The sequence below is a fragment of the Pseudomonas sp. SMN11 genome, assembly GCF_052041945.1.
Taxonomy (GTDB): domain Bacteria; phylum Pseudomonadota; class Gammaproteobacteria; order Pseudomonadales; family Pseudomonadaceae; genus Aquipseudomonas.
On the sequence record NZ_JBKGGW010000029.1, the window covers coordinates 49218 to 73708 of the forward strand.

General features: G+C 62.4%; 15 protein-coding genes, 4 tRNA genes and 1 pseudogene. 9 read left to right on the forward strand and 11 right to left on the reverse strand.

From position 1 onward, the window contains the following. The first annotated feature begins 4 nt into the window (after positions 1-4). The gene (locus ACLEJU_RS21240; protein ID WP_435423804.1) at positions 5-838 is read left to right on the forward strand and encodes an amidohydrolase family protein; all 834 of its coding nucleotides are present in this window, start codon (positions 5-7) and stop codon (positions 836-838) included. Positions 839-1009: 171 nt separating this feature from the next. Here ACLEJU_RS21240 and ACLEJU_RS21245 read toward each other — a convergent pair whose 3' ends face one another. Together ACLEJU_RS21245 and ACLEJU_RS21250 are read right to left on the reverse strand one after the other, a co-directional pair. Then, positions 1010-1873, reverse strand: a complete 864-nt coding sequence (locus ACLEJU_RS21245; RefSeq protein WP_435425098.1) for a methyl-accepting chemotaxis protein — start codon at positions 1871-1873, stop codon at positions 1010-1012. Next, positions 1865-2929 (reverse strand): annotated as a pseudogene (locus tag ACLEJU_RS21250) (methyl-accepting chemotaxis protein); the annotation flags it as partial. The pseudogene ACLEJU_RS21250 and the gene ACLEJU_RS21245, both read right to left, overlap by 9 nt. A 267-nt stretch (positions 2930-3196) precedes the next feature. Here ACLEJU_RS21250 and ACLEJU_RS21255 point away from each other — a divergent pair. Continuing rightward, on the forward strand, positions 3197-5074 hold the full coding sequence (locus ACLEJU_RS21255; RefSeq protein WP_435425087.1) for an MFS transporter: 1878 nt from the start codon (positions 3197-3199) through the stop codon (positions 5072-5074). A gap of 5 nt (positions 5075-5079) precedes the next feature. Here ACLEJU_RS21255 and sugE read toward each other — a convergent pair whose 3' ends face one another. The 3 genes from sugE to rdgC all read right to left on the reverse strand — a co-directional run bounded on the left by sugE (position 5080) and on the right by rdgC (position 7563). Continuing rightward, complete coding sequence (gene sugE / locus ACLEJU_RS21260) at positions 5080-5397, reverse strand: quaternary ammonium compound efflux SMR transporter SugE (RefSeq protein ID WP_103449539.1); 318 nt, start codon at positions 5395-5397, stop codon at positions 5080-5082. A gap of 95 nt (positions 5398-5492) precedes the next feature. Continuing rightward, positions 5493-6458: a bile acid:sodium symporter family protein gene (locus tag ACLEJU_RS21265; protein ID WP_435425088.1), complete on the reverse strand. Its 966-nt coding sequence runs from the start codon at positions 6456-6458 to the stop codon at positions 5493-5495. A 184-nt stretch (positions 6459-6642) separates the two neighbouring features. Beyond that, positions 6643-7563: a recombination-associated protein RdgC gene (rdgC, locus tag ACLEJU_RS21270; RefSeq protein WP_103449541.1), complete on the reverse strand. Its 921-nt coding sequence runs from the start codon at positions 7561-7563 to the stop codon at positions 6643-6645. Between the two features lie 216 nt (positions 7564-7779). Here rdgC and ACLEJU_RS21275 point away from each other — a divergent pair. The 4 genes from ACLEJU_RS21275 to ACLEJU_RS21290 all read left to right on the forward strand — a co-directional run bounded on the left by ACLEJU_RS21275 (position 7780) and on the right by ACLEJU_RS21290 (position 8323). Continuing rightward, a tRNA-Val gene (locus ACLEJU_RS21275) sits at positions 7780-7855 on the forward strand. A gap of 13 nt (positions 7856-7868) precedes the next feature. Continuing rightward, positions 7869-7945: transfer RNA gene (locus ACLEJU_RS21280), tRNA-Asp, on the forward strand. 212 nt (positions 7946-8157) lie between these two features. After that, positions 8158-8233: transfer RNA gene (locus tag ACLEJU_RS21285), tRNA-Val, on the forward strand. A gap of 13 nt (positions 8234-8246) precedes the next feature. Further along, positions 8247-8323: transfer RNA gene (locus ACLEJU_RS21290), tRNA-Asp, on the forward strand. A 220-nt stretch (positions 8324-8543) separates the two neighbouring features. Here ACLEJU_RS21290 and map read toward each other — a convergent pair. Next, entirely contained in the window at positions 8544-9320 is a 777-nt protein-coding gene (gene map, locus ACLEJU_RS21295) for a type I methionyl aminopeptidase (RefSeq protein ID WP_435425089.1), read from the reverse strand. Between the two features lie 335 nt (positions 9321-9655). Between map and ACLEJU_RS21300 the strand changes: the two genes are divergently transcribed. The 3 genes from ACLEJU_RS21300 (at position 9656) to nirD (ending at position 16881) form a co-directional block, all read left to right on the forward strand. After that, entirely contained in the window at positions 9656-13666 is a 4011-nt protein-coding gene (locus tag ACLEJU_RS21300; RefSeq protein WP_435425090.1) for a molybdopterin-dependent oxidoreductase, read from the forward strand. Between the two features lie 303 nt (positions 13667-13969). Then, on the forward strand, positions 13970-16519 hold the full coding sequence (nirB, locus tag ACLEJU_RS21305) for a nitrite reductase large subunit NirB (RefSeq protein ID WP_435425091.1): 2550 nt from the start codon (positions 13970-13972) through the stop codon (positions 16517-16519). Next, positions 16519-16881, forward strand: a complete 363-nt coding sequence (gene nirD / locus ACLEJU_RS21310) for a nitrite reductase small subunit NirD (protein WP_435425092.1) — start codon at positions 16519-16521, stop codon at positions 16879-16881. Before nirB ends, nirD begins: the two co-directional genes overlap by 1 nt. A 134-nt stretch (positions 16882-17015) precedes the next feature. On the opposite strand, the gene ACLEJU_RS21315 is transcribed toward nirD, so the two are convergent. The 5 genes from ACLEJU_RS21315 to ACLEJU_RS21335 are packed head-to-tail and all read right to left on the reverse strand — an operon-like array spanning position 17016 to position 24268. Continuing rightward, complete coding sequence (locus tag ACLEJU_RS21315) at positions 17016-17273, reverse strand: PAAR domain-containing protein (protein ID WP_435425093.1); 258 nt, start codon at positions 17271-17273, stop codon at positions 17016-17018. Further along, on the reverse strand, positions 17270-18097 hold the full coding sequence (locus ACLEJU_RS21320; RefSeq protein ID WP_435425094.1) for a DUF6708 domain-containing protein: 828 nt from the start codon (positions 18095-18097) through the stop codon (positions 17270-17272). The genes ACLEJU_RS21315 and ACLEJU_RS21320 overlap by 4 nt, the downstream gene beginning before the upstream one ends. Beyond that, on the reverse strand, positions 18097-21282 hold the full coding sequence (locus ACLEJU_RS21325) for a T6SS effector BTH_I2691 family protein (protein ID WP_435425095.1): 3186 nt from the start codon (positions 21280-21282) through the stop codon (positions 18097-18099). The genes ACLEJU_RS21320 and ACLEJU_RS21325 overlap by 1 nt, the downstream gene beginning before the upstream one ends. Continuing rightward, positions 21279-22193, reverse strand: coding sequence for a hypothetical protein (locus tag ACLEJU_RS21330; RefSeq protein ID WP_435425096.1), 915 nt, complete (start codon positions 22191-22193; stop codon positions 21279-21281). Before ACLEJU_RS21330 ends, ACLEJU_RS21325 begins: the two co-directional genes overlap by 4 nt. Next, positions 22190-24268 (reverse strand): type VI secretion system Vgr family protein, encoded by a 2079-nt coding sequence (locus tag ACLEJU_RS21335; protein WP_440776744.1) that lies wholly within the window; start codon positions 24266-24268, stop codon positions 22190-22192. The genes ACLEJU_RS21330 and ACLEJU_RS21335 overlap by 4 nt, the downstream gene beginning before the upstream one ends. Positions 24269-24491 lie beyond the last annotated feature (223 nt).

The window sequence follows — 24491 nt, forward strand, 5'->3', positions numbered from 1 at the left end:
GACCATGCCCGACGTTCCTGTTTCACACCTGACCGCCATCGACAGCCATGCCCACGTGTTCAGCCGTGGGCTGAACCTGGCCAGCGAGCGGCGTTACGCGCCCAGCTACGATGCGCCACTAGGCGATTACCTGGGCCAGTTGCTGGCTCATGGTTTCAGCCACGGTGTGTTGGTGCAGCCCAGTTTCCTGGGCACCGACAACCGCTACCTGCTCAGCGCCCTGCAAACCCTGCCGGGGCAACTGCGCGGGGTGGTGATGCTTGACCGGGACGTCGAGCACGAGACGTTGCATGAGATGAATCAGCTTGGGGTCAGGGGCGTGCGCCTGAACCTCATGGGGCAGGCGCTGCCAGATCTGACGGGCGCCGAGTGGCGGCCGCTGCTGGAGCGTATCGGCGAGCAGGGCTGGCATCTGGAGCTGCACCGCCATGTGGCGGATATTCCTGCGCTCGTGCGGGCCCTGGAGCCTTATGGTCTACACATTGTGGTTGACCATTTCGGTCGGCCCGATGCCCGTCTGGGGCTTGGGCAACCGGGCTTTGCCGAGCTGTTGACGCTCGGCGGCAAAGGCAAGGTGTGGGTCAAGGTGTCCGGGATTTATCGGCTGGAAGGCACGCAGGAGCAGAACCTGGCGTTTGCAGGGCAGGCCCTGTGTGCGCTTGAGGCCCACTATGGTGCCGAGCGGTTGATGTGGGGCAGTGACTGGCCGCATACCCAGCATGAGTCAGCCGTGAGCTTTACCAGGGTTGTCGAGCAGTTCGATGCCTTGGGCTGCTCGGCTGAATTGCGCCGGGCGCTGCTGGTCGATACCGCGCGCAAGCTGTTCGGCTTCTCATGAAGCGCCATGTTCAAGGCGCCACAGTCTTTGTAGGAGCGGCCTTGCGTCGCGAAAGGGCTGCATGGCAGCCCCCAGCAATTGCAGCCTCGCCGCAGGACCCTGGGGCCGCGTTGCGGCCCTTTCGCGACGCAAGGCCGCTCCTACAGGCAGTGCAGCGTTCAGATCCATGGATCAGAAGCGGAACCGGCTGATCATCTGCTGCAACTGCCCACCCAACCGCGCCAGCTCCACGCTGGATACCGAAGTCTGCTGACTGGCCTCGGCGGTCTGTTCGGAAATATCCCGCACTGTCACCACGCTGCGGCTGATCTCTTCAGCCACTGCGCTCTGCTGCTCCGAAGCCGCCGCAATCTGCTGGTTCATCAGCTGAATCCCCGACACACGCTGGGTAATCCCCTCCAGTGCCACCCCGGCCTCACGCACCAGCGCCACGCTGCTTTCGGTCAGGCTCTGGCTCTGCTCCATCAACTCGCTTACCGAACGGGTACCGTCTTCAAGGCTGCCGATCGCCGACTCGATCTCCAGTGTCGAGGCCTGGGTACGCTGTGCAAGGCTGCGCACTTCATCGGCCACCACCGCAAAACCACGGCCCGCTTCACCGGCCCGTGCCGCTTCGATGGCGGCATTGAGCGCCAGCAGGTTGGTCTGTTCGGCCACGGCCTTGATCACGTCCATGACCTTGCCGATACGCTGGCTCTCGGTGCGCAGCGCGCCCATGGCTTCGCCAGTGGCGTCCACCTGGCTGGCCAGTCGGCTGATCTGGGCCACGGCGCGGTTGACCACGCCGTCGCCTTCACGGGCTTCTTCGTCGGTGGCACTGGCGGCCGCAGAGGCTTCGCCGGCATTGCGCGCCACTTCGTGCACGGTGGCAGCCATTTCCTGCATGGCCGTGGCCACCTGGTCGGTTTCCACCTTCTGGTTGTTGGCGCCGGCGCTGGTCTGCTCGGTGATCGCCGAAAGCTCCTCGGTGGCGCTGGCAATCTGCGAAATGCCATCGCGCACCTGGGCGATCAGCTCGCGCAGGTTACGGGTCATGCCTTGCAGGGCGTTCTGCAGCTGGCCGACTTCGTCGCGGCGGCGGCTGCTCGGTTGTTCGCTGAGATCACCGGCAGCCACCTGTTCCATGGCTTGCAGTGCCTGGCGCAGCGGCTGGCTGATCTGCCGGGCAATGACCACGGCAGCCAGGGCGCCGATAAGCAAGGCGAGCAGGGTAGTGGCGATCTGCAGGGTGCGGGCGAAGTGGCTGTCCTTGGCGACGAGCACAGCCTGGTCGTCCAGCAGTTGGCCGATGACACCGTTGAGGGTCTCGATGTCGTTGGCCATGGCGGCGCGGTAGCCCACCAGGTGGCTGACTTCGCCACGGAACGCCTCGACGGCCTTGGCATAGGCCTGCACTTGCTGCTCCAGCTGCTGGAACTGCTGCGGGAAATTGCCGTTGAAGCGTGCGACCAGCCCGGGCAGGTCATTTACCGTGGTGGCGATCTGGGCGTTCATCAGCTTCTCGGTCTCGGCGTTGGTGTTACCGGTATAACCGCGAACGTGGTAGCGCAGCAGAATCAGGTTTTCGCGAATCTGGTTGATCGCCTCGATGCGCACGAACCGCTGCTCGGCATCGGGCAAGGCACGCACCTGATTGCGAATCTGCTCGATGCTGGCGAACGACTGAGTGGCCAGCACGCCCATTTCCTTCTGGGCGGCGCGCATCTTTTCATAGGAGCGGAAACTGGCGGCCTGGTTGCCGCTGTAGCCCTGCAGTGCCTGGTCGGCAGTGTTGATCAGCGCATGGGTCCGCGCCTTGATCATCACTTCGCGCAGCTTCTCCAATGTCGGCTTGAAGGCCTCCAGTGCAGCTTGCAGCTGCTTGCTCTCGGCTGGGGCGCCGTTGGCCATGGCGTGACGCAAGCGCGCTTCGCGCAGGTCGCCGAGGGCGTCGTTGAGGCGCGAAACGTCGCTGACCACCTCGCTGCGCCGGACCAGGCTGCCCAGGCCGTCCCAGCTGATCAGCGACTGCACGAGTGTCAGGCACAGTACCAGGCCGAAACCTATGAAGAGTTTATGGGCGATCCTGAGGTCGCCAAACCAGGTAAACATTACTGCCGAGCTCCTTTTCTTGTGCGTTGGAGGAGACCTGAGGTCTGTTCCCTCAGTTAGATATAGTCATCTATATGAATTATCGGCGTAAGTAACAGAATCTGAACAGCGATTTGAAGGGAAATTAATGTCACTGTGATATCAAAGTGTGAGCGGGTTCCTGAATTGCCTCGTGTTCCTTGCCATGCACAAGCATTCCCATGCAGATTTGTGGCTCGCAACGCTCCGCGTGCCTCCAATGACAAAAGACACTCAGGAACAAGGACGATGAGTCACCCCTCGCAATTCACCTTGCTCGGCAAGCGGCGTTTCCTGCCGTTCTTCGTCACCCAGTTGCTGGGTGCCTTCAACGACAACCTGTTCAAGCAGTCGCTGATCCTGGCGATCCTGTTCAAGCTCAGCCTGGGCGACGGCGACCGTTCGATCTGGGTCAACCTCTGCGCGCTACTGTTCATCCTGCCGTTCTTCCTGTTCTCGGCGCTGGGCGGGCAGTTCGGCGAGAAGTTCGCCAAGGATGCGCTGATCCGTGCGATCAAGCTGGCCGAAATCGCCATCATGGCGGTCGGCGCCGTCGGCTTCGTCACCAACCACCTCACGCTGATGCTGGTGGCGCTGTTCGGCATGGGCACCCACTCGGCGCTGTTCGGCCCGGTGAAGTACTCGATCCTGCCCCAGGCCCTGCGTGAAGAAGAGCTGGTCGGAGGCAATGGCCTGGTGGAGATGGGCACCTTCCTCGCCATCCTGGTCGGCACCATCGGTGCCGGGGTGATGATGGCCCACGACAGCTACGCCACGGTGGTGGCTGGTGGTGTGGTCGGCACTGCTGTGCTGGGCTACCTGGCCAGCCGCTGGATTCCTCGTGCCGCGGCCGCGTCGCCGCAGATGACGCTGGACTGGAACATCTTCAAGCAGTCGTGGGTGATCCTGCGCATGGGCCTGGGGCAGACCCCGGCGGTGTCGCGCTCGATCGTCGGCAACTCGTGGTTCTGGTTCGTCGGCGCCATCTACCTGACCCAGATCCCGACCTACGCCCAGGAGTGGCTGCACGGTGACGAGACCGCCGTGACCCTGGTGCTGACCCTGTTCTCGGTGGGCATCGCCTTGGGTTCGCTGCTGTGCGAACGCCTCAGTGGGCGCAAGGTGGAAATCGGCCTGGTGCCGTTCGGCTCGTTCGGCCTGACCCTGTTCGGCCTGCTCTGGTGGTGGCACTCGGGTGATGTGCCGGCTGGCGCCCAGCCGCACGACTGGCTGGCGTTGCTGGGCATGCACCAGGCCTGGTGGATCCTGGTGTCGATCGTCGGCCTCGGTGTGTTCGGTGGCTTCTACATCGTGCCGCTGTACGCCCTGATCCAGGCACGCACCGCCGAGGATCAGCGGGCCCGGGTGATCGCCTCCAACAACATCCTCAACGCCCTGTTCATGGTGGTCTCGGCGATCTTCACCATCGTCCTGCTGAGCGTGCTCAAGCTGAGCATTCCGCAGCTGTTCCTGGTGGTGTCGCTGCTGAACGTGCTGGTCAATGCCTACATCTTCAGGATCGTGCCCGAGTTCACCATGCGCTTCCTGATCTGGCTGCTCAGCCACTCGATGTACCGCGTGCAGCACCGCGACCTCGAACGCATCCCTGACGAAGGCGCGGCGCTGCTGGTGTGCAACCACGTGTCCTTCGTCGATGCATTGCTGCTGGGCGGGGCGATCCGCCGGCCGATCCGCTTCGTCATGTACTACAAGATCTACAACCTGCCGGTGCTCAACTTCGTGTTCCGCACGGCGGGCGCCATTCCGATTGCCGGGCGCAACGAGGACCTGGCCACCTACGAGCGAGCCTTCGCTCGTATCGCTGAATACCTGGCGGACGGTGAGCTGGTGTGCATTTTCCCGGAAGGCAAGCTGACGGGCGACGGCGAGATCGATGTGTTCAAGGGGGGCGTCAGCCGCATCCTCGAAGAAACCCCGGTGCCGGTGATTCCGCTGGCGCTGCAGGGCCTGTGGGGGAGCTTCTTCAGCCGTGACCCAGCCAAGGGCTTCTTCAAGCGCCTGTGGTCGCGGGTGACCATCGTGGCCGGCGCCGCCATCCCGGTGGAGGCGGCGCAGCCAGACGCCTTGCGTGAGCAGGTCAGCCGCTTGCGCGGCGGCCTGCGTTAAGGGGATCAGCTGGCGCTGACTTTCAGGCCGATCAGGCCGGTGACGATCAGCGCCACGCTGGCCAGCCGCACCAGGGCCATCGACTCGCCGAACAGGATGATCCCGGCGATCACCGTGCCGACGGCGCCGACGCCGGTCCAGATGGCATAGGCGGTGCCCAGCGGCAGCTCCTTCATGGCCAGGCCCAGCAGGCCCAGGCTGATGGCCATGGCGGCGACTGTCAGTACGGTAGGGAGGGGTTTGCTGAAGCCGTCGGTGTACTTCAAACCGACGGCCCAGCCGACCTCGAACAGGCCGGCGAAGAACAGGATGATCCAGGACATGATGCGTCTCCATCGTTGCAAATGATGGGGCCGTCCCCGGGATGGTCACGCAGTGCGTCGTGAGGTCGTCCTCACAGTGGCCATCAGGGTACACATCAATGCCTGGCCGGCTCAACCTCTTCAGCCTCGGTCGAAGGCTCTTCCATCCGCCGGAAGCAGGTCGATAGCAGCGCTCCGGAGATGTTGTGCCAGACACTGAACAGCGCGCTCGGCACCGCTGCGAGCGGCGAGAAATGCGCTGCCGCCAGCGCCGCCCCCAGCCCCGAGTTCTGCATGCCCACTTCCAGTGCCAGCGACTTGCGCTGGGCCAGCGGCAGCTTGCAGAGCCGGCCGGTGAGGTAACCCAGCAGGTAACCGAAGGTGTTGTGCAGCACCACCACCGCCATGATCAGCAAACCGGATTCGGCGATCTTGGCCTGGCTGGCCGCCACCACCGCACAGACGATCATCACGATGCTCACCACCGACACCAGTGGCAGCACCTGCACCGCCATCTGCACCCGAGCACCCAGCAGGCGCTGGGCCAGCACGCCGAGAACGATCGGCAGCATCACCAGCTGCAGGATCGACCAGAACATGTCCATGAAGGAAACCGGCAGCCAGGCCGAGGCCAGGAACCAGATCAGTGCCGGGGTCAGCAGCGGGGCGAGGAGGGTGGTGACCGCGGCGATCGCTACCGCCAGCGCCAGGTCGCCCTTGGACAGCCAGACCATCACGTTCGACGCCGTGCCGCTCGGGCAGCAGCCGACCAGGATCACGCCCACGGCGATTTCCGCCGGCAGGTGGAACAGCTGGCACAAAAGCCAGGCCATGCCCGGCATGATCACGAAGTGCGCCACCACGCCCAGGGCCACACGCCAGGGCTGGCGGGCGAGGGCGGCGAAGTCGTCGAGCTTGAGGGTCAGGCCCATGCCGAACATCACCAGGCCCAGCAGCGGCACGATGGCGACCTTGAGGGCGATGAACCACTGGGGCATCAGGAAGGCCAGTACGGCGAACACCAGCACCCACAGGGCGAAGGTGTTGCCGACGAAGCGGCTGAAGGCGGCGAGGGCGCGCATGGGGCAATTCCTTTTCTATTTATAGCTTTTCGTGAATTTCACTGGCCTCTTCGCGGGCACGCCCGCTCCCACAGGTACTCCACAGAATCTGAACACTGTGGAGTACCTGTGGGAGCGGGCGTGCCCGCGAAGAGGCCGGTCCTGGCCACAACAAAACCAGCCAGCACCGGCATTTCAAACCGAATCAGACCCCTTGCGGAATCTCTTCACCACCCAGCACTTCGAACAGCGCCGGCAGGAACTCGGCAAAGGTCATCATCATCAGCTGGAAGCTGGCATCGAACTGCTGCGCAGCCTCCTCGCCACCGTCCTGTTCGGCCTGCTCCTGCAGCAGCTCTTCGAACTTCAGGCGCTTGATCACCATCTTGTCGTCGAGCACGAACGACAGCTTGTCCTGCCAGGCCAGGGCCAGCTGGGTGACCACCTTGCCGGTGCTCAGGTGCAGCTGAATTTCCTCGCTGGTCAGGTCCTGGCGCTTGCAGCGTACGATGCCGCCGTCTTCGGCGGTGTCACGCAGCTCGCACTCGTCCAGTACATAGAAACCTTCGGCAGCCTGTTGCGACTTGACCCAGTCGGTCATGGTCGCGGTCGGTGCGATCTTGACGGTGACCGGGCGCACCGGCAGCGAGCCCATCACTTCGCGCAGGGTCGACAGCAGGTCTTCGGCGCGCTTGGCGCTGGCCGAGTTGACCAGGATCATGCCTAAGCGTGGGGCGATGGCGGCGAAGATCATCGAGCGGCGGATGAACGCGCGCGGCAGGAAGGCCTGGATGATCTCGTCCTTGATCTGGTCGCGCTCTTTTTTATAGACCTTGCGCATCTGCTCGGTCTCGATCTCTTCGACCTTTTCCTTCACCGCATCGTTAACCACGCTGCTCGGCAGGATGCGTTCTTCCTTGCGCGCGGCAACCAGCAGGAATTCACCGCTGACGTGCACCAGGGGAGCGTCTTCACCCTTGCCGAACGGCGCGATGAAACCGTAGGTGGTCAGCTCCTGGCTGGCGCAGGGGCGGGCAGGCTTGGTGGCCAGCGCGGCTTCCAGCGCTTCAGGCTCGAACGGTACTTCCTGGGTCAGGCGGTAGGACAGCAGGTTCTTGAACCACATGGGGGGCAATCTCTCCTTAATGCATAAGGCGGGCATTATTCTCCGAGCAGTGCCCGCAGGCCAACCCTGTCAGAGGGCCAGCAGGGTCATATAAGGGAAGAAATGCCCCGGCTGCGCTAGGTCTTTGAAAGCCCTGGAATTTTTTTTGAGAAAATTTTAAAAAGTGCTTGCCAGGGTGGCAGGCCCTCCGTAGAATGCGCGCCACACCGAGACGAAGGGTGATTAGCTCAGCCGGGAGAGCATCTGCCTTACAAGCAGAGGGTCGGCGGTTCGATCCCGTCATCACCCACCACTCGATGTATAGCGCAGCGGTAGTTCAGTCGGTTAGAATACCGGCCTGTCACGCCGGGGGTCGCGGGTTCGAGTCCCGTCCGCTGCGCCATATTCCACTTCCAGGGCCCACTGAACACCCGGAAGTAACAAAGAAAGCGACCTTAGGGTCGCTTTTTTTGTGCCTGTCGTTTGACGCCGCCTGACGCAAATCCCGTAGGAGCGAGCAAAGCTCGCGATGCGCCAGTTAGAGAAAAAAATATGCATCAAGGACTTGCCAAACGATCGGCTGCTCCGTAATATGCGCGCCTCACCGAGACGAATGGGTGATTAGCTCAGCCGGGAGAGCATCTGCCTTACAAGCAGAGGGTCGGCGGTTCGATCCCGTCATCACCCACCACTCGTTGAATAGCGCAGCGGTAGTTCAGTCGGTTAGAATACCGGCCTGTCACGCCGGGGGTCGCGGGTTCGAGTCCCGTCCGCTGCGCCATATTCCGCTTCCAGGGCCCACTGAACACCCGGAAGCCACAAAGAAAGCGACCTTAGGGTCGCTTTTTTTGTTTCTGCATTCTGAAGAATTGCGGTGCTTGGTCGATCTTGGGGCTGCTGTGCAGCCCTTTCGCGACACAAGGCCGCTCCTACAAGGGAGCACGATCTTCTGTAGGAGCGGCCTTGCGTCGCGGAAGGGGCGCAAAGCGCCCCCAGCGATCTCAGCGTCGACGCTCCTCTTCCCGCAACGTCAGCACCTCGACCCCCTCTTCAGTCACCGCCACCGTATGCTCCCACTGTGCCGACAGGCAGTGGTCCCGGGTAATCACCGTCCAGCCATCCTTCAGCGTCCGCGTCCCGCGTCCACCCTGGTTGATCATCGGTTCGATGGTGAACACCATCCCTGGCTGCAACTTCATGCCCATGCCGCGCACACCGAAATGCAGTACCTCGGGCCCTTCGTGCATCTGCTGGCCGATGCCATGGCCGCAGTATTCGCGTACCACGCTGTAGCCGGCCGCTTCGGCATGGGCCTGGATAGCGTGGCCAATGTCACCCAGGGTCGCCCCGGGGCGTACCTGTTCGATGCCTTTCCACAGCGCGTCGTAGGTGGTGTCGACCAGCCGCTGGGCGTCTTCGCTGATCGCCCCGATGCTGTACATCTTTGACGAATCGGCAATGTAGCCGCCCTGTTCGAGAGTGATGTCGACGTTGATGATCGAGCCTTCCTTCAGCACTTCATCGACCTTGGGGATGCCGTGGCAGACCACATGGTCAACCGAGGTATTTAGCGAATAGGGGAAGCCGTACTGGCCCTTGCTGGCCGGGCGGGCCTTGAGGGTATGGACGATGAAGGCCTCGGCGCGGTCGTTGATCTGCATCGTGGTTACGCCGGGGCGGATGAAGCTGTCGAGTTCGGCGAACACCTGGGCCAACAGCCGGCCGGCGTTGCGCATCAGTTCGAGTTGGGCGGGGGTCTTGAGGATCACCTTGGACATGGAATGCGGGCTGTAGCTCTTGCTGGAAATTGCCCCAGCATAGCGCCATGGGTAGTTCGCTTGCCACCGCGTGGTGCGCTGCCTGTGCCGGCCTCTTCGCGGGGCAAGCCCGCTCCTACAGGATATCCGTGCGCTTGGAGCCTCTCGATCCCTGTAGGAGCGGGCCCCGCGAAAGGGCCGGTACAGTTGGCCCATTAATTGCTGAATGACCACTATCCAGGGCTATCAATGTCGACAGCCCAGAAACCTCACGACAAAGGCGCCGTGTTGCCCCGCTTGCCATGCAAGCCCGGGCAGCCGGCGCCTTTTTGCGTTCCTGAAAGGGGAGACCGCCCATGACCACCCGCGAAGTACGCAGCGTCTGCCCCTATTGTGGCGTCGGTTGCGGCATCGTCATGAGCATCAAGGACGGCAAGGTCAGCAAGATCAGCGGCGACAAGCAGCATCCGAGCAACTTCGGCCGCCTGTGCACCAAGGGCCTCACCGCGCACCTGCCACTGACTGCCGCCGGGCGCATGGAGGACGCCTATGTGCGCCAGCAACGCTGCCAGCAGCCGGCGCGCAGCAGCCTGGACCAGGCCATTGCCCAGGCCGGCGAGCGCCTGCGCGGCATCATCGACCAGCACGGCGCCGACGCCGTAGCGCTGTATGTGTCCGGGCAGATGTCGCTGGAGGCCCAGTACCTGGCCAACAAGCTGGCCAAGGGTTTTATCCGCACCCGGCATATCGAGTCCAACTCGCGGCTGTGCATGGCCAGTGCCGGCAGTGGCTACAAGCTGTCGCTCGGCGCCGACGGCCCGCCCGGCAGCTACCAGGATTTCGACCGCGCCGAGGTATTCCTGGTGATCGGCGCGAACATGGCCGACTGCCACCCGATCCTGTTCCTGCGCCTGCTCGACCGGGTCAAGGCCGGCGCGAAGCTGATCGTCGTCGACCCACGGCGCACCGCCACGGCCGACAAGGCCGACCTGTTCCTGCAGGTGCGCCCCGGCACTGACATGGCCCTGCTCAACGGCCTGCTGCACCTGCTGCACCACAGCGGCCACACCGATCCTGAATTCATCGCCCGCCACACCGAAGGCTGGAACGAGCTACCGGCCTTCCTCGACGATTACACCCCGGAGCGCGTGGCCGCCATTACCGGCCTGCGTGAAGCCGACATCCGCCAGGCGGCGGAATGGATCGGCACGGCCAGGGAGTGGATGAGCTGCTGGACCATGGGCCTCAACCAGAGCGTCCACGGTACCTGGCACAGCAACGCCCTGTGCAACCTGCACCTGGCCACCGGCGCCATCTGCCGTCCCGGCAGCGGGCCGTTTTCGCTGACCGGCCAGCCCAATGCCATGGGCGGTCGCGAAATGGGCTACATGGGGCCGGGCCTGCCGGGCCAGCGTTCGGCGCTGGTGGCGGCGGACCGTGCCTTCGTCGAGGCACAATGGTGCCTGGAACCGGGAACCCTGCGTAGCGAAGGTGGCGAGGGCACGATCGCGCTGTTCGAGCAGATGAAGGCCGGCGAGGTGAAAGCCTGCTGGGTGATCTGCAGCAACCCCGTGGCCAGCGTCGCCAACCGCCAGCAAGTGATCGATGGCCTGCGCCAGGCCGAACTGGTGATCACCCAGGACGCCTTTCTCGACACCGAAACCAACCGCTACGCCGATATCCTCCTGCCCGCCGCGCTGTGGGCCGAAGGCGAGGGCGTGATGATCAACAGCGAACGCAATCTGACACTGATGCCACATGCGGTTCAGGCCCCGGGCCAGAGCCTGGCGGACTGGCAGATCATTGCCCGGGTCGCCTGCGCCATGGGCTACGCCGAGGCCTTCGATTACCCCGACGCCGAGGCGGTGTACGACGAGATTCGACGCTTCTGGAATCCGGCAACCGGTTACGATCTGCGAGGCATCGGCTATGAGCAGTTGCGCCATGGCCCACGGCAATGGCCCTGCGCGCCGGGGCGCGAAGATGACCGCAGCCCGCTGCGTTACCTGAACGACGGCAGCAGTCAGTCATTGTTGCGCGATGCCGAGGGCAATGCGCCTGCACTGGCATTCCCCACCACCAGCGGCAAGGCGCGCTTCTTCGCCCGGCCCTGGCTGCCGGCACCCGAGCTGCCAGACGCCGACTACCCGCTGGTACTCAACACCGGCCGTGTGCAGCACCAGTGGCACACCCTGACCAAGACCGGCAAGGTGCCGGCGTTGAACAAGCTGGAGCCCGGGCCCTTTGTTGAAGTCCACCCTGATGATGCTGCCCGCCTGGGCATCGCCGACAAGGATCAGGTTGCCATCCGCTCACGTCGCGGCCAGGCCGTATTGCCGGCACGCATCAGCGATCGGGTCATGCCTGGCAACTGCTTTGCGCCATTCCACTGGAATGACCTGATCGGCGAGCAGTTGGCGATCAATGCCGTCACCTGTGACGCAGTCGATCCGCTGTCGCTGCAGCCGGCGTTCAAACATTGCGCGGTGGCGCTGGAACGGGTTGCTGGCGAGCGCATCGATGCCCTTGAACTGAACACTGCCATCCCGGAGCCTGCCCGCATGCCGACCGCGACCCTGTCCCGCCTGCTTGGCCTGGACACCCTGCCAGCCCCGGTGCTGGCCGATGACGAGCGTCATTACCTGCAGGGCTTTCTGCTCGGCCTCGACCAGGCGCGTACCGAGGGCGTGCCCAGTTTGCCGGCCAGCGCGCCGTTGGCTGCTTCGCTGCGGCTGTTCGTCGATGGTTTGCTGGCAGGGTTGTTTGCGCAGCCAGCCGCCGCTCCGGCCGTTGCCGCGCCGCGCCACCAGGTGCTGTGGGCTTCGCAGACGGGCAATGGCGAGGCGCTTGCCGAGCGTTGTGCCGAGCGTTTGCGCGGCGCGGGTCTGGAGGTACAGCTCAGCTGCATGGAGGCGGTCAGCCCCAGCCAGTTGCAAGGCGCCGCCAGTGTGGTGCTGATCACCAGCACCTTCGGCGATGGTGATGCGCCCGACAGCGCCACGGCATTCTGGCAGGCGCTGCAGAGTGAGCAGGGCGCCTGCTGCGCAGAGTTGCCTTACGCGGTGCTGGCCCTGGGCGACTCCAGCTACGACCAGTTCTGTGGCTTTGGCCGCAAGCTTGACCAGCGTCTGGCCGAACTGGGCGGGCGCCGCTTGCTACAGCGGGTCGATTGCGAACCGGATTTTGATGAGGCATTCACCGGTTGGCTCGAAGCCCTGCTGCCGGAGCTCGGCAGCGCAAGCTCACCAGCACCGCTTAGTGAACTTGCGCCAGTCGAGAGCTACAGCAAGCAGCAACCGTTTTCGGCCCCGCTGCTGGAAAATCACCTGCTCAACGGCCCGGGTGCCAGCAAGGAAACCCGCCAGCTGGTGTTCGACCTGTCCGGCAGCGGCTTCAGCTATTCCACCGGTGATGCCTTGGGCGTATGGCCGCGCAACTGCCCGACGCTGGTCGAGGAACTGCTGGCGCTGATGCATCTCGATGGCCAGGCGTTGGTGGAATTGAAAGGGCAGCCGGCGATGCCACTGGCCGAGGCTCTGGAAAGCCATCTGGAAATCGCCAAAGTCACCCCGCAGCAACTGCAGGTGTTCAGCACGTATGCCGCTGACCTCCAACGGCTGCTGCAACCCGAGTGCAAGGCCGAACTTCGGGAGTGGCTGTGGGGCCGGCAGTTGGTCGACGTGCTGCGGGTGTTCCCTCAGCAGTTGCCGCTGGCCACCTGGCTCGATCTGCTCAAGCCACTGCAGCCGCGCCTGTATTCGATCAGCTCAAGCCCATTGGCTCATCCGGACCAGGTACACCTGACCGTTTCCACGGTGCGCTATGGCGAGCGCAAGGGCGTGTGCTCCACCTTCCTCGCTGATCGGGCGCAGTCACTGAAGGTGGCGATCTTCCCGCAGGTATCGAAGCACTTTCGTCTGCCCGAGGACAACGACGTGCCGGTGATCATGGTCGGCCCCGGCACCGGCATCGCGCCGTTCCGTGCCTTCCTCGAAGAGCGCGAGGCACACGGTGCCAAAGGCAAAAACTGGCTGTTCTTCGGCGAGCAGTATGCGTCCACGGATTTCTATTACCAGGCACAGCTCCAGGCTTGGCAGGCGAGCGGCCACCTGCGCCTGGACACGGCGTTCTCGCGGGACCAGGCCGAGAAGATCTATGTGCAGCAGCGGATGCTCGAACAGGGGGCGCAGCTGTGGCAGTGGTTGGAGGCGGGGGCGTATTTCTATGTGTGTGGTGATGCGCAGCGCATGGCCAAGGATGTGGATGCGGCGTTGCGTGAGGTCATAACCGTGCACGGGGGCGTGGATGCCGATGCCTATGTCGAAGCGTTGAGCAAGGCCAAGCGGTACCGGCGTGATGTGTATTGATGTGCTCCAGAATGGGGAGTGCTGCACTTGAAATGTGCGTTGGCTGTGCCGGCCTCTTCGCGGGCAAGCCCGCTCCCACAGGTTTACCTCGCTGCTGAACCCTGTGCGGTCCCTGTGGGAGCGGGCTTGCCCGCGAAGAGGCCAGCACAGGCAAACCAATTGGCACAGTCCCTGCTTTATCCCTGATACAACAAAGCCCACTGATCAACGGCGATCAACCCGGGCCACCCACCGTGATGAATACAGGCAAAGGCGCCTGGAGCTTCGGCTCCAGGCGCCTTTTTTTTGATCGAGGATCGGCTTATGAAGGCAACAGCGAGCGGGCAACGAGAGCGACTGGTCATCGTCGGCAACGGCATGGTCGGCCACCACTGCGTGGAGCAACTGGTCGAGCGCGGCGCCTTGGAGCGCTTCGAGCTGCATGTGTTCGGCGAAGAGCGCCAGCGAGCCTACGACCGCGTACATCTGTCGGAATATTTCGCCGGTAGCTGTGCCGAAACCCTGGCCCTGTGCGGGCAGGATTACTACGGCAACAGCGGCGTACACCTTCACCTGGGCGAAGCGGTGCTGGAAGTCGACCGCGAACGCTGCGAGGTGGTGACTGCCGAGGGTCGCTACGCCTATGACCACTTGGTCCTGGCCACCGGTTCCTACCCGTTCGTGCCTCCGATCGAAGGCTCCAGCGGCAACGCCCGCCTGGTCTACCGTACCCTCGACGACCTCGATGCCATTCGCGCCGCTGCCGGCCAGGCGCGCCGTGGCGTGGTGGTCGGTGGCGGCCTGCTCGGCCTGGAAGCCGCCAACGCATTGAAGTCCCTCGGCCTTGAAGCGCACGTCGTGGAGTTTGCCCCAAGGTTGATGCCGGTGCAGCTGGACGGCGAGGGTGGCGCCGCGCTCAAGGCGCAGATCGAAGCGCTGGGTGTGGGCGTGCACCTGTCGCGTGCCACCCAGTCGATCAGCGCGGGAGAAGCCTACCGCTACCGCATGAATTTCGACGGCGGCGAGCACCTGGAAACCGACCTGATCGTGTTCTCTGCCGGTATCCGCCCGCAGGATGCCCTCGGCCGAGCCTGTGGCCTGGAGATCGCTGCACGCGGTGGCGTGGTGATCGACAACCACTGCCGCAGCAGCGACCCGCGCATCTTCGCCATCGGCGAATGCGCCTCGTGGAACGGCAGCGTGTTCGGCCTGGTCGCCCCGGGCTACAGCATGGCGCGCAACCTGGCTGCGCTGCTGACGGGTGAAGCTGCAAACGCATTCACCGGTGCCGACATGTCGACCAAGCTCAAGCTGCTGGGCGTGGATGTCGGCTCCATCGGCGATGCCCACGGCGCCACGCCGGGTTCGCGCAGCTACCGCTTCATCGACGAGGCCAACAGCGCCTACCGCCGGCTGGTGGTGGATGCCAGCGGCAAGCACGTGCTCGGCGCGGTGCTGGTGGGCGACAACAGCTACTACGACACCCTGCTGCAGTACGCCCAGAACGGCATTGCCCTGCCGGCCGAGCCGGCAGCGCTGATCCTGCCGCAGGGCGGTGGTGCACCGGCCCTCGGTGCCGACGCGCTGCCCGACAGCGCGACCATCTGCTCGTGCCACAACGTCAGCAAAGGCGCAGTGTGTGCGGCCATCGACAGTGGCTGCGGCGACCTCGCTGCGGTCAAGGGCTGCACCAAGGCGGCCACTGGCTGCGGCGGCTGCGCAGCGTTGCTCAAGCAGGTGTTCGAACACGAGCTTACCGCCCGTGGCGTGACCGTCGACAAGAGCCTTTGCGAACATTTCGCCTACACCCGTCAGGAACTCTACGGGCTGGTGCGAGTGGAGGGTATCCGCACCTTCAACGAACTGCTCGAACGCCACGGCAAAGGCCATGTCGGTTGCGACATCTGCAAGCCCGCAGTGGGCTCGATCCTCGCCTCTTGCTGGAACCAGCCGATCATGGACCCGGCGCTGGTGCCGCTGCAGGACACCAACGACACCTTCATGGCCAACATGCAGAAGAACGGCACCTACTCGGTGGTGCCGCGTATCCCGGGTGGCGAGATCACCCCCGACAAGCTGATCGTGATCGGCCAGGTGGCGAAAAAGTACGACCTCTATACCAAGATCACCGGTGGCCAGCGCATCGACTTGTTCGGCGCCCAGTTGCACGAGCTGCCGCTGATCTGGGGCGAGCTGATCGCAGCCGGCTTCGAGACCGGCCACGCCTACGGCAAGTCGACGCGCACGGTGAAGTCGTGCGTGGGCAGCACCTGGTGCCGCTACGGCGTGCAGGACAGCGTCGCCATGGCCCTGCGCCTGGAAGATCGCTACAAGGGCCTGCGCAGCCCGCACAAGCTCAAGTTCGCGGTTTCCGGTTGCACCCGTGAGTGCGCTGAGGCGCAGAGCAAGGACATCGGCGTGATCGCCACCGACAAGGGCTGGAACCTGTACATCTGCGGCAACGGCGGCATGCGCCCGCGCCACGCCGAACTGTTCGCCACCGACCTGGACGACGAAACCCTGGTGCGCCTGATCGACCGCGTGCTGATGTTCTACATCCGCACGGCCGATAAGCTGCAGCGCACCTCGGTCTGGCGCGAAAGCCTGGAAGGCGGCCTCGACTACCTCAAGCAGGTGATCCTCGACGACAGCCTGGGCCTGGCGGCCGAGCTGGAGGCGCAGATGCAGCATGTAGTCGACCAGTATGAATGCGAATGGGCCAACGCCCTCAACGACCCCGAGAAGCTCAAGCGCTTCCGCACCTTCGTCAACGACAAGCGCGCCGACCCGGACGTGCACTTCGTGCGCGAACGCGATCAACGTCGGCCGGCTGCACCGCTGCACCTGATCCCAACTGTCGAGGAGGCTGTCTGATGAATCTGTCCAATGCTGCTGTGAAAACCCGAGAAAACTGGCAGGCGGTGTGCCAGGCCGATGACCTGGTGGCCGACTCTGGCGTGGTGGTGTGGCTTGAGGGGGCGCAGGTGGCGTTGTTCTACCTGCCCGAACTGGAGCAGAGCCTGTACGCGGTGGACAACCGTGATCCGCGGTCGGGGGCCAATATCATCGGCCGCGGGCTGGTGGGTAGCTTGCAGGGGGAGCTGGTGGTGGCGGCGCCCTTGTACAAGCAGCACTTCAGCCTGCAGAGCGGGGCATGCCTGGAAGATGCCGGGCAGCGGTTGCGGGTGTGGCCGGTGCGCTTGAATGGCGGGGCGGTGGAGTTGGCGGTGGCCTGATAAATCGCTGGGGGCGCTTTGCGCCCCTTTCGCGACACCAGGCCGCTCCTACAGGAGATCGCGTTCCCTTGCAGGAGCGGCCTTGTGTCGCGAAAGGGCTGCAAAGCAGCCCCCTTTATGTATGACCCGCCAGATCATTCAAGTTGCCAGCCAGCATCGCCTTCTTCCAGATACCCGCCATGGTCAGTACGATCACCCTGGCGCGCCACGGCCTTGCCTTCGATCTGGTAGGCCGCCGAGCCGCTGACGATCACTGCCCCGCAACTTGTCCGGTCGCCGACCCTGGCCACGGCCTTGCCGTTGAAGGTGTAGTTGGAGCTGCCGGTTTCCACGACGCTTTTGCCGTGGAGCGGGCAGGCATGGGAGTGGCCGACGAGTACCACAGGTTTCATGGTTGTTCTCTTGGGGTGGGGGCGGTGCGGGATTCCAGGTCCATTTCAGCGGGCCAATTGACTTCGGGGGCCAGGCGGTCGAACGGATTACGGAAAGCTATTTTTCCCTCAGTGCTAGGACTCGCGGTCTCGTCCTTGCAATTGGAAGGATGGAGGAACTCGGGAAGCGCTTCAGGGCCTTGTTGCATGAAAAGCCTGACGATGGCCCAGTACTGCTCGCCTTCCTCTATATCGTCGGTAAAGAAGACTCGGTCGATTACTTCGTTGGTGCCGGGTTTGCAGATCGATATCTTCACTTCTTCCTTGAACCCACCGTAGCCGGGAGCATAAATCCGGTATGCCTCGAGCGTAAGGTCATCCCAGTCATACGCGACGGGCTTCACCCCCCAGTTTTTTCTGCCAAATGGGTTGAGTAGCTCGAATCTGTACTGATAGAAATAGACCTTGCGACGTTGTCTGTTGAAACGGATGGGTTCATTTCGAGGAAAGCCAAAATCCATTCGGATGTAAGGAGTGAGGAGGCAGAGGATGCAGGCATGAAAGAAAATATACCAAGAGAGCTCTTCTATTCCTGCCGAATTTAGCTTGAGCGGGAAGCGGCTGAAATAATCAATTGTGAAGTACAGGGCCATGATTGATATGGTCACGCCTATGACAATCCAGCCACCTCTCAGCTTCAAGGTGACTCGGGGTAGTTCGAGGTGGTTTTCATTCATGTCGATTGAGGCGCGAGGCGGATTTTTAAAGCTAGGGTTAATATTCGCTTCGGCATTAGGGGCGGGTAAGTCGTACTTCCAACCTAGGCCTCGATCAGGCTTCTCCATTATTTATTCTCCTGAAGCGAAATTTCGGCATAGGCCTGAGGGATGCTGCGGTCCGGCCAGTAAGTAATAGTCAAGGAGGCTGACAGGATGTTGTGTCTGCCTGTGTCTTGAGTTAGTTCTATTTGCCCGGTAAAGGTTTTTATCGACTGGCTGACTCTGGGTTGGAGAGGTTGATGGCTCACTGTGATTTCCAAACTTTCAAGTTTGTAATCCGCTTTGTTTGTCGATTTTGAGGGGGGCAGCGAAACCCTCTTCAAGGCAGCGGGTGTAAGTGCTGGAGGGAAGTACTCTTGTGAAACGATAACTTCTCCGCCAGTGTAATGGGGAGGGGCGCCGTCGCCGTGTCTGTGGATCAGGACTGCCCATTGATAGCCAGCGGATGAACTGTTGAAATTGGGGAGTGTTATCCGGAACTTCAAGAAACTCTGCAGGTCAATGGGCACTCCAATTTTGGTATTGCTGATTTCGCTTGCAATGACGGTTTCAAACTTGAGTCCGCCTGTTGCACCCAGTGATGCTGCGTTTAGCGCTGCTAGCGCTATGTCTGCGTGGTTTGGAGAGTTCCAGTGTGTACGAGGTGTTTCATCAGCATGACCGAAATAACAACGGCGAGCCCATAACTCCAATGCGGTTGACTCGTTTTTCTCGGCTATCTTGTTGAATATGTATGCAGCCAAGCTTGATATAATGGCGACTCCAATGGCTTTTAGAGCCAGTGGGTTGAACACTCCCAAGGCACCTGCGCCAGCGGCAACTGAACTAGCCAGTGAAGCAATAATATAATGCCTGGCAGCCCTTTTATCTCCGGTTTTTTCAGTGCGGCCGTAAGCAGTCAATGCCTGCGCAGCCTCAAAAATACCTGCTGCGGCATTAAGTACGCCGCCAATTCTGGCAACGCTACGGCCAAGAGACATTTGACTGCTTGTACTTGCCTTGCGCGGCATCAGAAGCCCAACCATCTCTATACCGCCGCCGATAATTCCCAGCTTGGCCCCATACAGCGCCAGCATGGCTTCACCGGCCTTAGGCCCCATCGCCTCCTCCGCATTCTTCAGGTTCTTGCCAAGACTATCGTTCAATAAATACAGCCCGCCCAGGGACAGCAGCAACTCCCAGCCTTTTCCCGTTCCCCGCAGCCCCGTAAAACTGTCCCGCACCAACTGTGAAGCCTGCCCAGCACTGATTTTCATGCCATTCAGTGTCTTGCGCGCATCCAACTCCAGCGTTCCCGCCGCAACCGTAATTTCCACCAACGCCATCTTTACGGCATCGTTCAGCTGATTGACATTGAGCTTCACCTCCCTGGCCAATCGTTCATGCAGCTCGTGCGCCGTACCCTCGACCCAGACGCTGACTTGGATCAGGGTATGCGCCACTTTCGGGTCGAGCACGGCCAGGCTCAGCAGGCCGTTCTGGATGATCGGTTTTACCTTGCGCGCTTCGTTCTGCACGCCGGCTTTCAGTTCGTCGAGAGACGGCATCACATCCGCGCGCGCTTTGGCCAGTTTTTCGCTGGCGCTGTTCTGTATTTCACGCAGGTGCGCGCTCTGTAGGGCGTAGTACTCGCCTAGCTTCATTTGTACCTGTAACTCGATGAGATGCACGCCGTTGTAGACCCGTTGGCTGGCACTGTTCAGGTGCCGCACGGCCTGCTGGATGCCAGGATCGAGCAGCGTTTGCAGGTGCTGGCTGGCGGCGTTGACCGATCCTTGCAGTTCGGTGATAGCTTGCTTGAGCGAGTCACGCAGCTTGAAGCCGATGTCATCACTGGCGATGAGCTTGCTCAATGCGTTGTAGAGCTTTTCGCTGTCGTTCCAGTAGGTAGGCTCGGTCGCCGAGAAACTTGGCAGCAGCGCTGCCATCAGAGGGCCGTCGCGCAGCATCAAAGCGCGGTACGGTGGGCTGTTCGGGTCCTGCAGCCACTTCAGCCACAGCGCTTTGCTGGTGCCGGGGGCTGGCGGGGACGGTTCGGCGCTGGCGGCTGGCGCCTCGGTGATGCCACCGGTAAGGCAGGCAGCGATGGTCTTGCTGTAGGCGATGCCCGACTCGCGGTCCCGGCCGTCGTAGTCATGGCGTTCGATGAGGGCGAAGGCCGCGCTCTCGCAGAGTTCCGCGTAGGTGCTGGTATGGCGGTCGATGTAGGCCTGGAAGCGGGCTTCCTCTTGCTCATACTCCGCGTGGAACGCCGCACGCCGGGGTTCGTCATAGCGCTCCTCGAGCTTTTCGTCGCTCTCTTGCTGGCGCATCTCGACCACCGGTTGGCGCTGTATCTCGGGATCGGTGAACACAGGTGGCCCATCACCGGTCTGTGCCTCGAACGTGAACACTTTCTGCGCCGCCCATTCGCGCTGGGTGGCGCGGATGATCTGCAGGATTTGCGAGGTCTGCAGCTGGTAGGCGCGCAGTGGGTCTTCGCGCCAGGTCTGGCGCTTGACCACCCAGTTCAGGCGCTGGTGGTTGTATTCCTGGATCAGGCCGACGGTGTCGTCGACTACTACCGCCAGCACGCCGTTTTCCAACTGGTGCCGGGCCATGGCGTTGATCACGTAACCGCGCAGGGCGGTCTTGCGCAGGAAGCGGCTGTGGAAACCGTGGGCGCTGTCGAACGGTCCGTTCAACTGCTGGGCGTATTCGAATACCTGGCGGTCGACCTGAAGGTTGTCCGGGGTCATGGCCAGGCCCAGCAGTTCGGGGTGTTTGCGCGCTTGGATCAGGTCCAGGCCCTCGAAGCGATGCGCAGGCGCCTGGCCAGTTTTGTAGGCCTGCAGCACGCTGACCGGCCAGGGATCGCTGGCAAAGGCCAGCCAGGCCGAACCGTAGGTGTCGGTGTCGATGTTGAGGAAGGACGAGGGGATGTCGTGGTCTTCATGCATGCAGCGTTCGGGCAGCGACGGTGGTGGTCCCGGGTTTGGCTCGTAGGGATTGAAGCGGCGCAGGTGGCCTTGCGCGGTGACTTCGTAGGCATGCCAGATGCGTTGGTCGAGCAGCACATAGAGGTAGCCGCTGCGCAAGGTGCGCAGGCCCACTCGGGTTTGTGTGGCGGGGTCGCTGGCGGGATGGGTATCGGGGACTACGGCGTGGCGCAGGGGCAGGATGGGCAGGCCCTGGCGCTGGCAGGCTTTGCAGGGGGTGAGAAGAAAGTCGACTTCAGCGACTGCATTGGCAATGTCTTGAGTGATGCTCATGGATAGGCCTCTGGCTGGGGAGTGGCAGCAACCAGGCGTTGCCAGCTTGAATCGGAAAAATGCGCAAACATCTCGGCGAGTGGCCGTTGCTGACGGATGGTCACCTCGATCATGTCGCGCACGGCTTTCTGGGTGTGGAGCTGCGGGTGCAGCCGTAGCAGGTGAAGGGCCATTACCAGGATGTCCTGCTCAACCTTCAGGCCGAGTCCGCGAGCATCATCGATATGGTTGGACGCACGTACGGCGGCAAAAGGAGGGAATTCGCGGGCGCCGGGAAGCGCAGGCAATGTCCTCCATGCGGCTAATACGGCCTCGATAAGCGCGGTGTCCCGCTGGACATGGATGGCGCCCGCAGGCAAATCGCGCCTTGTGTGGGGCTGACCTTTCAGGCTCGCCAGGCTGCCGCCACTGGATAAGAACACCCAGCGCTCAATAGGCCACCATGGTCCCTGTTCCGCTCGCTCGAACAACGCGGCCAGCAATTCCAGGCGTAGCGGTTCGTAAACAGGGTGAAACGAATTCGATCCGGATGCTTCGGGCAAATGGCACAGCGCGGTCAGGTGGGATGCAATAGCAGAGGGCGCCGCTTCACTGAGCAGCCAGCTGCAGACTTGGCGCTTGCGCCGATGCATGTCTTGTTCTGCAGCCTGTGCGGTCAGCTCTAGCAGCGCCGCGTCAGGCAAGCTGCCGGTTGAGTCAAGGCACACGAGCACGGGATGCATCTCAGCTGAATGGGGCAGGTCAGGCCGACCCACGCGTGTCATTGCACTGTCGCCCAATACCGACTTCAGGCTTGCGAATAATGAATGTTCGTTGTCTTTCGGGACTGCCAGCGGGTCCAGCAGCACATAGCTGTGCAGCCCGGGGCGGTGGTGCTCGTTGATGAGTTCGACCAAGGCTTCACTGTTCATCGGCCTTTTTCCTCACACCCCTCGCTGTCATTGGCGAGCAGATCCAGGATCAGCGTGTTTCCCGATCCCTCTGTGGCCGCTTTGGTCGGACCTAACAACGTGAGTGACAGGCCGTTCAGGGTGATACCCTGCTGATCCAGCACGATGCTGCCGCCGGGGCTTCTGAACTCGATGCGCTCACTGGCCTGCAGCTGGTAGAGCGTCGTTTGCTGGCTCACGCCCCCGCCGATGCTGATCTGCTGTCGCCCTTTGACGTGCAGCTCACTCTGCCCACCGATGGCGACATGGTGATTGGCACCTGTGGTCTCACGATGATCATTTTCGATCTGCTCGACCAGGTCTTTGCCTATGTCTACCTGGCAGGTACGCCCGATCCGTCGAGTACAGTCGCGCCCGGTTTCCTGGAGCAGGTCATTACCCACTTTCAGCTGTTCGTCATTGCCGACCTGCTCGACGCGGTTGCGCCCGACACGGGTGGTCTCATCATGCTTGACCACATTGTTCTGGTCCCGCTCAGCATGGATGAACACCTCTTGCCGCCCCAGCTCATCTTCAAAACGCAGCTCGTTATAGCCATCGCCCTTATGGGTCTGGCTCTTGATGGTCATGCGCGTCTTGTGTTCCGGCAGGTCGTACGGCGGCCGCTGGTTGCCGCAGTAGGTGCGGCCGGTGATGATTGGCTGGTCGGGGTCGCCATTGACGTAATGGACAATCACCTCCTGGCCGATGCGCGGGATAGCCATCGAGCCCCAGCTGCCGCCTGCCCAGCCTTGCGACACGCGCACCCAGCAGGAACTGAACGCGTTGCTCTTGCTCTCCCGGTCCCAGGGAAAGCTGACCTTGACCCGGCCCCAGTTGTCGCAAAAGATCTCCTCGCCGGGCGGGCCGACCACGGTGGCCATATGCGGGCCGTCGACACGCGGTCGGGGCAGGGGCGGCGGCCGCCATTCGGCCATGCCGGGGGCCAGTACCGCGTTTTGCACGTAATGGGTGCCTTTTTTGGCGTCGGCGGCGCCTTCCTGCAGGCTGGTGAACTGGCTGCCCGCGTGGTGGGCGCTGATCACCCGCCAGAGCACATTGAGATTTTTGCGCGGGTGGCCGGTGAGGGTGAAGGCGTGGCCTGGTTGCAGGCGTACGTCGTCGCCTGTGACTTCGGCAATACGGGCGTCGTGGCGCAAGCCGGTCAAACGGGTCTGGGTGAAAGGGATGCCAACCGCTTTATCCTTATAGCGCCCGGGGTAGTCGAAGCGCTCGTAATTCATGGATGGATGCACATTGGCGCTGGCTTGCTGATCCAGGCGATCGGCCGGGCGGGTGAAGGTGTAGTCACGCTGGGCCTGGCTCGCAGTGCGGACGTTCTCGCTGTAGTGGAAGCGCCGCAGGCAAGGCTGCGCCTGGTCGCCACCGCTGTTGACGTGGTACAGCACAGAGGCGGGGTGGCTTGCATCCTGCGCTTCGTAGGACCGTTGGTGCTTGCTCTTGGCCTGAATGGGGCCCTGTCTGATCAGCCCCAGCGATAACAAGCTGTCGGTGATGAGCAGCGTGTGCTGATTGGGGGTGTGTTCGAAGCTGTAGACGAGGCCTTCTTCTGCGGCTAGGCGGGCGATGAAGTCAAGATCGGTCTCACCAGCCTGGACGCAGAATTCACGGATCTGGGGTTCACGGGCTGTGCGCAGTTCGAAGCGCAGGATGCGCTGGCGCTGGAGCATCAGTTCGAGAATCTGTAGAGCGGTTTTCTGCTGAAAGATGCGCCAGTTAGAGCGCAGCCCCGCGCGGGCCAGCTGTGGTTCGACCAGGGCGTGATAACGGGTGCGGTGGAAGCCGCTATCGCCCTGGCGGAAACTGCTGATCAGGCCGTGTACGTAACGCACCGGACGATCTGCGTCCCAGATGGTGAACAATGCGGGCTTGTCGAGCAGTTGGGCGAAGTCGATGTCGTCGTAGAAGCTGATGAGCTCCAATTGCAACTGGAAGGGTGTGCTGAGGGCCTCCTTGAGCTCGAACGACACCACTTCGAGTTCGATATCAGCCGCCAGGGGCTGGAAGCTGAAATGGAGATCGGATTGTCTAGGCATAAGGGACTCCTTTCACCCGTCTTCGCGCGGCTTTGCCGCCCAACGGTTGGTTAGCAAACAGGTGCATCTGATCTGCACCTGAACACTAACGAGGAATCAATTCTCAGAGGAGCTTCGCTCTTCTTATAATCTTGTAGGGTTTTTCACTAATTAACTGTCGATTAGCGTCGAGTGGAAATAATTCATGTAAGTTCGTTTGGCAAAAAGTCGAACGGTAAATGGC